Source organism: Streptomyces sp. CG4, from assembly GCF_041080655.1.
Classification (GTDB): domain Bacteria; phylum Actinomycetota; class Actinomycetes; order Streptomycetales; family Streptomycetaceae; genus Streptomyces.
Genome location: NZ_CP163525.1, coordinates 6,483,540 through 6,496,618 on the forward strand (window position 1 = coordinate 6,483,540; position 13,079 = coordinate 6,496,618).

The 13,079-nt window shown below is 73.1% G+C and carries 12 protein-coding genes; 10 read left to right on the forward strand and 2 right to left on the reverse strand.

The genetic code is table 11. From position 1 onward, the window contains the following. Positions 1-32: 32 nt before the first annotated feature. Positions 33-755: an MBL fold metallo-hydrolase gene (locus tag AB5L52_RS29600; protein ID WP_351020384.1), complete on the reverse strand. Its 723-nt coding sequence runs from the start codon at positions 753-755 to the stop codon at positions 33-35. Positions 756-917: 162 nt separating this feature from the next. Between AB5L52_RS29600 and hrcA the strand changes: the two genes are divergently transcribed. The 10 genes from hrcA to AB5L52_RS29650 all read left to right on the forward strand — a co-directional run bounded on the left by hrcA (position 918) and on the right by AB5L52_RS29650 (position 11,857). Then, positions 918-1,934: a heat-inducible transcriptional repressor HrcA gene (gene hrcA, locus AB5L52_RS29605; protein ID WP_351020386.1), complete on the forward strand. Its 1,017-nt coding sequence runs from the start codon at positions 918-920 to the stop codon at positions 1,932-1,934. Beyond that, the gene (dnaJ, locus tag AB5L52_RS29610) at positions 1,935-3,071 is read left to right on the forward strand and encodes a molecular chaperone DnaJ (RefSeq protein WP_351020388.1); all 1,137 of its coding nucleotides are present in this window, start codon (positions 1,935-1,937) and stop codon (positions 3,069-3,071) included. 112 nt (positions 3,072-3,183) lie between these two features. Further along, positions 3,184-4,302 (forward strand): nitronate monooxygenase, encoded by a 1,119-nt coding sequence (locus AB5L52_RS29615; protein WP_369367158.1) that lies wholly within the window; start codon positions 3,184-3,186, stop codon positions 4,300-4,302. After that, the gene (locus tag AB5L52_RS29620) at positions 4,299-5,051 is read left to right on the forward strand and encodes a 16S rRNA (uracil(1498)-N(3))-methyltransferase (RefSeq protein ID WP_351020392.1); all 753 of its coding nucleotides are present in this window, start codon (positions 4,299-4,301) and stop codon (positions 5,049-5,051) included. Before AB5L52_RS29615 ends, AB5L52_RS29620 begins: the two co-directional genes overlap by 4 nt. Before the next feature lie 15 nt (positions 5,052-5,066). Further along, the gene (locus AB5L52_RS29625) at positions 5,067-5,459 is read left to right on the forward strand and encodes a VOC family protein (protein ID WP_351020394.1); all 393 of its coding nucleotides are present in this window, start codon (positions 5,067-5,069) and stop codon (positions 5,457-5,459) included. 225 nt (positions 5,460-5,684) lie between these two features. Then, positions 5,685-6,239 (forward strand): hypothetical protein, encoded by a 555-nt coding sequence (locus AB5L52_RS29630; RefSeq protein WP_351020396.1) that lies wholly within the window; start codon positions 5,685-5,687, stop codon positions 6,237-6,239. A 134-nt stretch (positions 6,240-6,373) separates the two neighbouring features. Continuing rightward, on the forward strand, positions 6,374-9,517 hold the full coding sequence (locus AB5L52_RS29635) for a PDZ domain-containing protein (RefSeq protein WP_369368996.1): 3,144 nt from the start codon (positions 6,374-6,376) through the stop codon (positions 9,515-9,517). A gap of 49 nt (positions 9,518-9,566) precedes the next feature. Continuing rightward, positions 9,567-9,920 carry a histidine triad nucleotide-binding protein gene (locus AB5L52_RS29640; protein WP_351020398.1) on the forward strand — a complete coding sequence of 118 codons (354 nt, stop codon included), beginning with the start codon at positions 9,567-9,569 and terminating at the stop codon, positions 9,918-9,920. Between the two features lie 6 nt (positions 9,921-9,926). Further along, the gene (locus tag AB5L52_RS29645; protein ID WP_351020399.1) at positions 9,927-10,832 is read left to right on the forward strand and encodes a ribonuclease Z; all 906 of its coding nucleotides are present in this window, start codon (positions 9,927-9,929) and stop codon (positions 10,830-10,832) included. A 20-nt stretch (positions 10,833-10,852) separates the two neighbouring features. Beyond that, positions 10,853-11,857, forward strand: coding sequence for an adenosine deaminase (locus AB5L52_RS29650; protein ID WP_351020401.1), 1,005 nt, complete (start codon positions 10,853-10,855; stop codon positions 11,855-11,857). On the opposite strand, the gene AB5L52_RS29655 is transcribed toward AB5L52_RS29650, so the two are convergent. Then, entirely contained in the window at positions 11,809-13,044 is a 1,236-nt protein-coding gene (locus AB5L52_RS29655) for an MFS transporter (protein WP_369367159.1), read from the reverse strand. The genes AB5L52_RS29650 and AB5L52_RS29655 overlap by 49 nt on opposite strands. Between the last annotated feature and the right edge of the window lie 35 nt (positions 13,045-13,079).

Genomic DNA, 13,079 nt, shown 5'->3' on the forward strand with positions numbered 1-13,079 from the left:
GAGTGACGATAGGAGAAGCCGTACGGCCGCGCTCACGACACGCCGAAGCGAGTGGCCAGCTCGTCGCGTTGGCGTCGGACGAACGCGGCGTCCACCACCGCTCCGTGACCGGGTACGTACAGCGCGTCCTCGCCGCCCAGGGACAGCAGCCGGTCCAGGGCGTCCGGCCAGCGGGACGGGACCGCGTCCGGGCCGGCCTGGGGCTCGCCGGACTCCTCGACCAGGTCGCCGCAGAAGACCACCTCCGGAGAGCCCGGGATCAGCACCGCGAGATCGTGGGCCGTGTGCCCCGGGCCCACGTTCGCCAGCAGCGCCTGGCGGCCGGCGCCGAGGTCCAGCGTCCACTCGCCGGAGACCGGATGGCCGGGCGGCACCAGCGCGTCCACCGCCTCGTCGGCGTCGGCCACCGCGAGTCCGTTGCGCACGGCGTCCAGGCGCAGCTCCTCGCGCTCGTACGCGAACACCACGTCGACGCCCACCGCCCCGTACGTCTGCGCCCCCGCGAGCGCGGCCGCCCCGAAGACATGGTCGAAATGGGGGTGGGTCAGCGCGAGATGGGTCACACGGCCGTCGGCCAGTGCCTCGGCCTGCGCCCGCAGCCGCGCGCCCTCGGCCAGACTGGAGCCGGCGTCCACCATCAGCGCCGTACCCTGCCCGAGGACCAGCCCGGCCGTGCAGTCCCAGCCCGGCAGCCGGCACCGGCCGACCCCGTCGGCCAGCCGTTCCCAGCCCAGCTCTTCCCAAGTCACCGTCATACCGCGACGCTAGCTCCACGAGCCGCCGTGACCGCACCGACCTTGCCCTGGGTGTACCCGACAGCCGTACACTGGGCCCGGGAACGCTGGCACTCGCATGTGAAGAGTGCCAGGCGGACGGACCGCGAGGCAGAGGGGACGACGTGCTGGAGGTGCGCGCGAATGCTGAGTGAACGCAGGCTTCAGGTGCTGCGCGCCATCGTCCAGGACTATGTCGGCACCGAGGAGCCGGTCGGGTCGAAGGCCCTGACCGAGCGGCACAACCTCGGGGTCTCCCCGGCGACCGTCCGCAACGACATGGCGGCCCTGGAGGACGAGGGGTTCATCGCCCAGCCGCACACCAGTGCCGGGCGCATCCCCACCGACAAGGGCTACCGGCTGTTCGTGGACAAGCTGGCGGGCGTCAAGCCGATGACCGCGCCCGAGCGGCGGGCGATCCAGAACTTCCTGGACGGCTCCGTCGATCTCGACGATGTGGTGGCGCGGACCGTGCGGCTGCTCGCGCAGCTCACGCGGCAGGTCGCCGTCGTGCAGTACCCGTCCCTGACCCGGTCCACCGTCCGGCATGTGGAGCTGCTCTCGCTCGCCCCGGCGCGCGTGATGCTCGTGCTGATCACGGACACCGGCCGGGTCGAGCAGCGGATGGTCGACTGCCCCGCGCCCTTCGGCGAGACCTCCCTCGCCGATCTGCGGGCGCGGCTGAACAGCCGGGTCGCGGGCCGCCGGTTCACCGACGTGCCGCGGCTGGTCGAGGACCTGCCGGACGCCTTCGAGCCGGAGGACCGCGGTACGGTCTCGACGGTGCTCTCCACCCTTCTGGAGACACTCGTCGAGGAGAACGAGGAGCGGCTGATGATCGGCGGAACCGCCAATCTCACCCGCTTCGGACATGACTTTCCCCTCACGATCCGGCCCGTTCTGGAGGCCCTGGAGGAGCATGTCGTGCTCCTCAAGCTCCTGGGCGAGGCGAAGGATCCGGGCGTGATGGTGCGCATCGGGCACGAGAACGCCCACGAGGGACTCAACTCCACCTCCGTGGTGTCGGTCGGTTACGGTTCGGGCGGCGAGGCGGTTGCCAAGCTCGGCGTGGTCGGACCGACCCGCATGGACTACCCGGGAACGATGGGAGCGGTACGCGCAGTGGCACGGTACGTCGGACAGATCCTGGCGGAGTCGTAAGTGGCCACGGACTACTACGCCGTTCTCGGCGTGCGCCGCGACGCGTCGCAGGATGAGATCAAGAAGGCGTTCCGTCGGCTCGCGCGCGAGCTGCACCCGGACGTCAACCCCGACCCGAAGACCCAGGAGCGGTTCAAGGAGATCAACGCCGCTTACGAGGTGCTGTCGGACCCGCAGAAGAAGCAGGTCTACGACCTCGGCGGCGATCCGCTCTCGCAGGCGGGCGGCGCCGGTGCGGGCGGCTTCGGCGCCGGTGGCTTCGGCAACTTCTCCGACATCATGGACGCGTTCTTCGGCACGGCGTCGCAGCGCGGCCCGCGCTCGCGCACCCGGCGCGGCCAGGACGCGATGATCCGGATCGAGGTCGAGCTGGACGAGGCGGCCTTCGGGACGACCAAGGACATCCAGGTCGACACCGCGGTCGTCTGCAACACCTGCAACGGCGAGGGCGCGGCGCCCGGCACGACCGCTCAGACGTGTGACATGTGCCGCGGCCGCGGCGAGGTCTCGCAGGTCACCCGGTCCTTCCTGGGCCAGGTCATGACCTCCCGGCCCTGCCCCCAGTGCCAGGGCTTCGGCACGGTCGTGCCGACCCCGTGCCCCGAGTGCGCGGGCGACGGCCGGGTCCGCTCCCGTCGCACGCTCACCGTGAAGATCCCGGCCGGTGTCGACAACGGCACCCGGATCCAGCTCGCCGGTGAGGGCGAGGTCGGCCCCGGCGGCGGTCCCGCCGGTGACCTGTACGTCGAGATCCACGAGCTGCCGCACCAGACCTTCCAGCGGCGCGGCGACGACCTGCACTGCACGGTGACGATCCCGATGACCGCGGCGGCGCTCGGCACGAAGGTGCCGCTGGAGACGCTCGACGGCATGGAGGAGGTCGACATCCGGCCCGGCACCCAGTCCGGCCAGTCGATCCCGCTGCACAACCGCGGTGTCACGCACCTGCGCGGCGGCGGCCGGGGTGACCTCATCGTGCATGTCGAGGTCACGACGCCGACCAAGCTGGACCCCGAGCAGGAACGCCTGCTGCGCGAGCTGGCCAAGCTGCGCGGCGAGGAGCGGCCGCAGGGCCAGTTCCAGCCGGGTCAGCAGGGGCTGTTCTCGCGCTTGAAGGATGCCTTCAACGGTCGCTGAGCCGTTGCCGGACAGGGGCGTACGGCGGTGCTCCGGCACCCGGTATGCCCCTGTCCTATGCCGTGGGAAGCCCGGATTCGGACTTGTTCAAAGGACGTGACAACATGCGGTCATGTCCTCCGCGCTGACCGATCTCTTCCCCCTCCCGATCGTGCAGGCCCCCATGGCGGGCGGCGTCTCCGTCCCGCAGCTCGCCGCCGCCGTCTCCGAGGCCGGCGGCCTCGGGTTTCTCGCCGCCGGGTACAAGACCGCCGACGGCATGTACCAGGAGATCAAGCAGCTCCGGGGGCTCACGAGCCGCCCCTTCGGCGTCAACGTGTTCATGCCGCAAGCCGAGTACCCCGGTGCAAGCACCGGCTCCACCGGAGCGGCTCACGCCGCGTCCCCTTCCGGCGCCGTGGAGGTCTACGCCCACCAGCTGGCCGGCGAGGCCGCCTGGTACGAGACCGAGCTGGGCGACCCGGACAGCGGCCGGGACGACGGCTACGACGCCAAGCTCGCCGTACTCCTCGACAACCCGGTACCGGTGGTCTCCTTCCACTTCGGGGTGCCGAGCCGTGAGGTGCTCGACAAGCTGCGCCGGGCCGGCACCCTCACCCTGGTCACCGCCACCACCGCCGAGGAGGCCCGCGCGGTCGAGCAGGCCGGTGCGGACGCGGTGATCGCACAGGGCGTGGAGGCCGGAGGCCATCAGGGCACCCACCGGGACCTCCCCGCGAACGACGGCTCCGGCATCGGACTGCTGTCGCTGGTCGCGCAGGTCCGCGAGGCCGTGCGCATCCCGGTCGTCGCCGCCGGCGGCATCATGCGCGGCAGCCAGATCGCCGCCGTCCTCGCGGCCGGCGCGAGCGCGGCCCAGCTGGGCACCGCCTTCCTCGCCACCCCCGAGTCCGGCGCCCAGGCCGTGCACAAGCAGGCGCTCACCAACCCCCTGTTCGCGCGCACCGAGTTGACCCGCGCCTTCTCCGGCCGGCCGGCGCGCGCACTGGTCAACCGCTTCGTGCGCGAGCACGGCCCGTACGCGCCCGCCGCCTATCCCGAGATCAACCACCTGACCTCGCCGCTGCGCAAGGCCGCCGCCAAGGCCGGGGACGCGCAGGGCCTGTCGCTGTGGGCGGGCCAGGGCCACCGGATGGCCCGCGAGCTGCCGGCCGGGCGGCTCGTGGAGGTGCTCGCCGAGGAACTCGACGCCGCCAGGACAGCGTTGTCGGCCCAGGGCGGCCCGCGATGACCGCGCCGGTGTTCGTCGTCGACTCGCTGGAGGGCGTGGGCCCCGGCTCGGTCGTCGACGTCGACGGCCCCGAGGGGCGGCACGCGGTCTCGGTACGGCGGCTCCAGCCCGGCGAGCAGGTGGTGCTGACGGACGGCCGGGGGCGCGGCGCGGCCGGGGTCGTCGTCAGCGTCTCGGGCAAGGACCACATGGTCGTCGAGCCCTTCGAGTTCCCGGTGGAACCCGAACCCAGCCCCCGGATCACCGTCGTCCAGGCCCTCCCCAAGGGCGACCGCGGCGAGCTGGCCGTGGAGACGATGACGGAGACCGGCGTCGACGCGATCGTGCCCTGGCAGGCCGCCCGGTGCATCACCCAGTGGAAGGGCGACCGGGGGCTGAAGGCGCTCGCCAAGTGGCGGGCCACCGCGCGCGAGGCCGGCAAGCAGTCCCGCCGGCTGCGCTTCCCTGAGGTCGCGGACGCGGCAACCACCAAGCAGGTGGCCGCGCTTCTCGCCCGCGCCGACTTCGCGGGCGTGCTGCACTCCGACTTCGAGCACGAGAGCCGGCCGCTGGCGAGTGCCGAACTGCCCACGCAGGGCGAGATCGTGCTGGTCGTCGGCCCCGAAGGCGGCGTCGCCCGGGACGAGTTGGCGCTCTTCGAGGAGGCGGGCGCCGGGGCGTATGTGCTCGGTCCCACCGTGTTGCGTACATCAACCGCCGGCACCGCCGCCGCGGCCCTGCTGCTGGGCCGCACCGGCCGCTGGTCCTGACACCTGGGGGACATCGTGGAACTCGCCCAAGTCCGGCTCCTGGTCACCGACTTCGCCGTCTGCTACCGCTTCTACGCCGACGTCCTCGGCCTCAAGCCGCAGTCCGGGGCGACCGAGGGCCCGTACGAGAAGTTCAGCCCGCACACCGGTTCCGCCGGGATCGCGCTGCAGGACCGGGCCATGATGGCCGAGATCCTGGACGAACTGGGTGAGAGCGCCTGCGGGCATCGCTCCTTGGTCGTCCTGCGCGTCGACGACCTGGACGCCTACGTCGCGGAGATCATCGGCCGTGGTGCGACGATGCTGCGCGAGCCTGCGCCGATGACCGACAGGATGCGGGTTGCCCATCTCAAGGACCCGGAGGGCAACCTGGTCGAGCTCCAGGAGTGGCTGTTGCTGAGGGGCTGACAGGCGCTTGCCGGGGTGCCGCGACATGCCATCCGGCGGCTGTGGCGCCGTTGTGGCTGATCGCTACCCCACTCTCGGCTTCGCTCAAGCGGGGGCACCCCCATCGCTGCGGAGCCGCATATCGATACAGCCCCGCGCCCCTTCGGGGGCGCTGCCGCTCCCGAATCGGGTGAGTGGCCGTATGCGGCCTTCCGTCTCGCCCGCGCCGGTGGCACTCTGCCCAGCATGGGGGCTTTGGGATGGATTCGGCGCGGGCGGCGCGGGGCGCGGGTGGTGGCCGTTGCCGGGCTGGTCGTGGTGGGTGCGGGGGCCGTGGTGGCGTGTCAGCCGGGGGGTCTCGGTTCCGCGACCGCCGCCTACACCACCCAGACGACCTCGACGGCCGCGCTGAAACGGCAGCACGTGGATGTGAGTTGGCTCACCTGCACCGGCGACTACGGCGGCGGCAGCGCGGCGGGCGGGACGCCCTCGCCGACCGAGACCACCGTCGTCTCCGTCGACTGCCAGGGCCGGACCAGGGACGGGCGGAAGATCACCGTCACCGGGAAGGTGACCAAGGCCGTCGACGGCGCCTGTGTGCGCGGTGACCTCACGGCGAAGGTCGGCGGCAGGCAGGTGTTCCACGTCGACGGGCTCGGCGACTGCGCTGCCACACCCGGACCGACGTATACGCCGCCCACCTCTCACCCCGGCGGCGGGCGGCCCACCGTGACGGTCACCGTCACCGAGACGGTCTGGTGCAAGGGCGACCCCACCTGCTGGCCCGCCGCCGGAAAGTGACCGCGGGCAAGTGATCGGAAGGGGCGCGGGGTACACCGGTCACTGCGTACAGTGACGGGGTGACCCAGGGTACACCGACGCGAACCACGACGTCCTCCGCCTATCTCCGATACCCCCATGTACACGGCGACTTGGTGACGTTCGCCGCCGAGGACGACGTGTGGCTCGCGCCCCTCGACGGCGGCCGGGCCTGGCGGGTCAGCGCCGACAACATGCCGGTGACCGTGCCCCGGATATCCCCGGACGGCCGGTCCCTCGCCTGGACCTCCACCCGCGACGGCGCCCCCGAGGTGCATGTCGCCTCCGTCGACGGCGGCCCCGCCACCCGGCTGACGTACTGGGGGAACTCCCGTACCGAGGTGCGTGGTTGGACCGCCGACGGGCGGGTGCTCGCGATCGGCGCGCAGGGCCGGGCCAGCTTCCGGCACACCTGGGCGCACGCCGTCCCGCTGGACGGCGGCCCCGCCGAGACCCTGCCGTACGGCCCCGTCGGCGGTGTGGCGTTCGGCCCGGCCACCGTGCTGCTGTCCGCGCCGATGGGCCGCGAGGCCGCCTACTGGAAGCGCTACCGGGGCGGTACCGCGGGCAAGCTGTGGATCGACCGGGACGGCGGCGGCGCGTTCGTCCGGCTGCACGAGGACCTCGACGGCAACATCGAATGCCCGGTGTGGGCCGGGGAGAGGATCGCCTTCCTCTCCGACCACGAGGGCACCGGCGCCCTGTACTCCTCCCTCATCGACGGCTCCGACCTGCGCCGGCACACCGCACTCGACGGTTTCTACGCCCGCCACGCCTCCGGCGACGGCACCCGGGTCGTCTACAGCTCGGCCGGTGAACTGTGGCTGCTGGACGACCTGGAGGGCGCCGAACCGCGCCGGCTGGACGTGCGCCTCGGCGGGCCGCGCGCCGATCTGCGCCCCCGCCCGGTGACCGTCACCCACTGGTTCGGTGAGGCGTCCCCCGACCACACCGCGCGCGGCAGCGCCGTGTGCGTGCGCGGCGGGATCCACTGGGTCACCCACCGCTCCGGGCCCGCCCGCGCCCTCGCCGCCACTCCCGGCGTGCGCGCCCGGCTGCCGCGCGCCTTCCGCGCCGAGGGCGAGGAGTGGGTGGTGTGGGTGACGGACGCGGAGGGCGACGACGCCCTGGAGTTCGCCCCGGCGACCGGCAACGTGCCCGGCGCGCCCCCGCGCCGGCTCGCCGCCGGACAGCTCGGCCGGGTCCTGGAGCTGGCCATGGCCCCCGACGGCAGCCGGGCCGCCGTAGCCGCCCACGACGGACGCCTGCTCCTGGTCGAGCGGGAGACCGGCGAGGTCCGCGAGGTGGACCGCAGCGACGACGGCGAGGTCTGCGGCCTCGCCTTCTCACCCGACTCCGCCTGGCTCGCCTGGGCCCACCCCGGCCCCCGCCCGCTCTCCCAGCTGCGCCTCGCCCACACCACCGACCTGTCGGTCACCGAGGCGACCCCGCTGCGCTTCATGGACTACGCGCCCGCCTTCACCCTCGACGGCAAACACCTCGCGTTCCTCTCCAACCGCGCCTTCGACCCGGTCTACGACGAGCACGTCTTCGACCTCGCGTTCGTCGTCGGCGCCCGCCCGCACCTGATCACCCTGGCCGCCACCACACCCTCGCCCTTCGGCCCGCAGCGCCACGGCCGCCCCTTCGAGACCCCCGACAAGGACGAGACCCCGGACAGCGAGGGCACCCCCGCCACCCGTATCGACCTCGAAGGCCTCGCCGACCGGATCGTGCCCTTCCCGGTCGAGGCCGGCCGCTACTCCGGCCTCCGCGCCGCCAAGGACGGCGTGCTCTGGCTGCGCCACCCCGTGCACGGCGTGCTCGGCGCCGCCCGCGCCCACCCCGAGGACCCCGACCCGCACACCGGGCTGGAGCGCTACGACCTCGCCCAGCGGCGCCTGGAGCACCTGGCCGCCGACGCCGACCACTTCGAGGTCAGCGGCGACGGCAAACGCGTCCTGCTGTGGAGCGACGGCCGGCTCCGGGTGGTCCCCGGCGACCGCCGTACCGGCACCGACGACGACGGCGACACCAGCGTCTGTGTCGACCTCGCCCGCATCCGGCAGACCCTCGACCCGGCCGCCGAGTGGCGGCAGATGTACGACGAGACCGGCCGCCTCATGCGCGACCACTTCTGGCGCCCCGACCTCGGCGGCGCCGACTGGACCGGCGTCCTCGCCCGCTACCGCCCCCTCGTGGACCGCCTCGCCACCCACAGCGACCTCGTCGACCTCCTCTGGGAGGTGCACGGCGAGCTCGGCACCTCGCACGCCTACGTCATCCCCGCCGGCGGCCCCGGCGGCGGCCCCCGCCACGGACTGCTCGGCGCCGACATCTCCCGCCACCCCGACGGCAGTTGGCGCATCGACCGCATCCTCCCGTCGGAGACCTCCGACCCGGACGCCCGCTCCCCGCTCGCCGCGCCCGGCGTCGCCGTCCGCCCCGGCGACGCGATCATCGCCGTCGCCGGTCACACGGTCGACCCGGTGACGGGCCCGGGGCCGTTGCTCGTCGGCACGGCGGGTCATCCGGTGGAGCTGACCATCTCCCCGGCAGCCGGCGGCGAACCCCGCCACACCGTCGTCGTCCCCATCGCCGACGAGGAACCCCTGCGCTACCACGCCTGGGTCACCGGCCGCCGAGCCCACGTCCACGCCGCCTCCGCCGGCCGCCTCGGCTACCTCCACGTCCCCGACATGCAGGCCCCCGGCTGGGCCCAGATCCACCGTGACCTGCGCGTCGAGGTCGCCCGCGAGGGACTCGTGGTCGACGTCCGCGAGAACCGCGGCGGCCACACCTCCCAACTGGTCGTCGAGAAGCTGGCCCGCCGCATCATCGGCTGGGACATCCCGCGCGGCATGCGCCCCACGAGCTACCCCCTCGACGCCCCGCGCGGCCCGGTCGTCGCCGTCGCCAACGAGTTCTCCGGCTCCGACGGCGACATCGTCAACGCCGCGATCAAGTCCCTCGGCATCGGCCCGGTCGTCGGCACCCGCACCTGGGGCGGCGTCATCGGCATCGACAGCCGCTACCACCTGATCGACGGCACCCTGGTCACCCAGCCGAAATACGCGATGTGGCTGGAGGGGCAGGGGTGGGACGTCGAGAACCATGGCGTCGATCCCGATGTGGAGGTCGTCCAGCGCCCGCAGGACTGGGCGGCGGGCACAGATGTCCAGCTGGACGCGGCGATCAGGCTCGCGCTGGAGGCTCTGGAGGAGCGGCCCGCGAAGACTCCACCAGGCATGCCGACCTGATACGACTACGATGCACCGGTATTGATCACCAGCGTGAGGAGGCACACGCATGGCCGGCGAACCGCAGGACGACTGCCTGTTCTGCAAGATCGTCGCGGGTACGATCCCGGCGACGATCGTGCGCGAGACCGACACGACCGTCGCTTTTCGGGACATAAACCCCCAGGCCCCCACCCACATCCTGGTGATCCCCAGGGCCCACTACGAGAACGCGGCCGCCCTTGCCGCCGGGGCACCGGAACTCGCCGCCGACGTCCTGCGGGAGACCCAGGCCGTAGCGGACGAAGAGAAGCTGGACAGCTACCGGACCGTCTTCAACACGGGCTCCGGCGCCGGCCAGACCGTCTGGCACGCCCACGCCCACCTCCTCGGCGGCCGCGGCATGCAGTGGCCCCCCGGGTAACGAACCGTGTCCGTACGTGAATTGGTGATCCTCGGCACCGCCAGCCAGGTCCCCACCCGACATCGCAACCACAACGGCTACCTGCTGCGGTGGGACGGCACGGGCATCCTGTTCGACCCCGGCGAGGGCACGCAGCGCCAGATGGTCCGCGCCGGGGTCGCCGCCCACGACCTGAACCGGATCTGCGTCACGCACTTCCACGGCGACCACTCCCTCGGTCTCGCCGGCGTCATCCAGCGGATCAACCTCGACCAGGTGCCGCACGAGGTCACCGCGCACTACCCGCGCTCCGGGCAGCGCTTCTTCGACCGGCTGCGCTACGCGACCGCCTACCGGGAGACGGTCGGCATCACCGAGGCGCCGGTCGCCGCCGACGGCATCCTCGCGGTGACCTCGTCGTACACCCTGGAGGCCCGCAGGCTGTCGCACCCGGTCGAGTCCTACGGCTACCGCCTGATCGAACCCGACGGCCGCCGCATGCTGCCCGACCGGCTCGCCGCGCTCGGCATCAAGGGCCCGGACGTCGGCCGGCTGCAGCGCGAGGGCCGGCTGGGGGACGTCACGCTGGAGGACGTCAGCGAGGTGCGGCGCGGGCAGCGGTTCGCGTTCGTCATGGACACCCGGCTCTGCGCCGGTGTGCATGCCCTCGCGGAGGGCTGCGACCTGCTCGTCATCGAGTCCACCTTCCTGGACGAGGACACCGAACTGGCCGTGGAGCATGGGCATTTGACCGCCGGGCAGGCCGCCGCCGTGGCCCGGGACGCGGGCGTGCGCCACCTCGTCCTCACCCACTTCAGCCAGCGCTACTCCGATCCGGAGGAGTTCGAGCGGCAGGCGCGGGCGGCCGGCTTCGCGGGCGAGCTGACCGTGGCCCACGATCTGCAGCGAGTGCCGCTTCCGAAACGGCGATAGAGCACCCGTACGATGCTTTGATGCCCCTCCCGAAAGCAGAACTGCACCTCCATGTCGAAGGCACCCTGGAGCCGGAGCTGGCCTTCGAGCTGGCCGCCCGCAACGGCGTGACCCTCCCGTACCCGGACACGGACGCGCTGCGCAAGGCGTACGCCTTCGACGACCTCCAGTCGTTTCTGGACCTCTACTACGAGCTGATGGCCGTCCTGCGCACCGAGCAGGACTTCGCCGACCTGGCGAACGCCTATCTGGCCCGCGCCGCCGCGCAGGGCGTCCGGCACGCGGAGATCTTCTTCGACCCGCAGGCCCATCTCGCGCGGGGCGTGTCCATGGGGACGGTCGTGGAGGGGCTGTGGCGGGCGCTGGGTGACAGCGAGCAGAACCACGGCATCTCCACGAAGCTCATCCTGTGCTTCCTGCGCGACGAGTCCGCCGAGTCCGCGCTGGAGACGCTGCGGGCCGCGACGCCCTACCTGGACCGGATCACCGGGGTCGGCCTGGACTCGGCCGAGGTCGGGCATCCGCCGGTGAAATTCCGGGAGGTGTACGAGGCCGCGGCCGGCCTCGGGCTGCGCCGGGTCGCGCACGCCGGCGAGGAGGGGCCGCCGGAGTACATCACCGAGGCCCTGAACGTGCTCGGTGTCGAGCGCGTCGACCACGGGCTGCGCTGCATGGAAGACCCGGCGCTGGTCGAGCGGCTGGTCCGGGAGCGGATCCCGCTCACCCTGTGCCCGCTGTCCAACGTCCGCCTGCGCACCGTCGACACACTGGCCGACCACCCGCTGCCCGCCATGCTCGACGCGGGCCTCATGTGCACGGTCAACTCCGACGACCCCGCGTACTTCGGCGGGTACGCGGGCGACAACTTCACGGCCGTGCACCGCACCCTGGGCCTGTCCGAGGACCGGCTGCGCGAACTGGCCCGCAACTCCTTCCTCGCCGCCTTCCTGGAGGACGACGAGGAGCGCCGGGCCCGCTACATCGCCGAGGTCGAGGCGTACGAGTTCGGCGACGCGGTGTCGTAGTCGCGCTGGACGGGCACGGCGGGCGACTCCACCGGGACCTCCACGACCGGCATGACCGGCAGGGGCCGCCTGCCCGCCCGCAGGGCCACCGCCGTCATCGGCACGGCGATCAGCAGCAGCCCGGCGCCGAGCAGCGTCCCCATCACCGGGAAGCCCGCCCACCCTGCCAGCACACTCCCCGTCAGCGGGCCCGCCGCCGTGCCCAGTGAGGACGCCGAGCCCACCAGGACCGCCCAGCGGCCGCGCGGGTCGAGGGAGGCGGCGAGGCCGATGACGTACGACAGGACGACCGGGTAGAGCAGGTTCCAGGAGATCTCGCCCGCCGCGAAGGCCGGCAGGTCGGTCGCGGACGCGCTGAGCGCGATACAGCCCGCGATCAGTGCCGTACCGGCGCCGATGGGCAGGGCGCGGCCCAGCCGGGGGCCGAGCGCACCGGCGCCGACGACACCGACGAGCCCGGCGCCGAGCGCGACCGCGAACACCGCACCGACGGTGACCTCGGTGAGGTGGGCCTGGGCGAGCCCGATGCGGCCGCTGACGCCCCACAGGGAGTTCTGGGCGAGGGACCAGCACGGCATGGCGACGGCCAGCAGTAGTCCGGCGCGGAGCCGGGGGAGCCGGCCGTACGCCGGTGCCGTACGGGCCGGTGCGGTACGGCCGGACAGGCGGCCGGTGAGCGGCCACACGGCGAGTGCCGTGAGCGCGAGGGCGGCCAGCGGCAGGCCGTGGCCGGGGCCGAGGTGCGGGATCGTCAGATACAGGGCGCCGGCGAGGCCGGAGACACCGAGCAGCCCGAGCGTGGTGACCCGGTGCGGGTCGTGCTGCGCGGCGATTCCGCTCGCGGCGACCGCCGTGACCGTGCCGGACCCGAAGCCGCCGATGAGCGCGCCCGCGACGACGGCCGGTACGAACCCGGTGAGGGCCGCGGTGCCGTAGCCGAGGACGGCGAGCGCGAGGCCCGCGCGGGCGAGCGTGCGGGGGCCGATCCGGTCGACCCGGGAGGCCAGCACAAAGCCCGCCGTCGCCGAACTCAGCAGCAGCGCACTGCCGATGGCGCCGGCCTGGGTGGCGCTCAGCGGCAGCCCGCCGGAGAGTCTGCCGACGGTGGTGGGGAGGAGGTACGGGGCGAGATACCCGGTCGTGAAAAGGGCGACGAGGGGCCAGGGCATGGTGCGGGGGGCGGACACGGGCGTTCCCGGGGCAGGCGTGAGCAAGGGCTCAG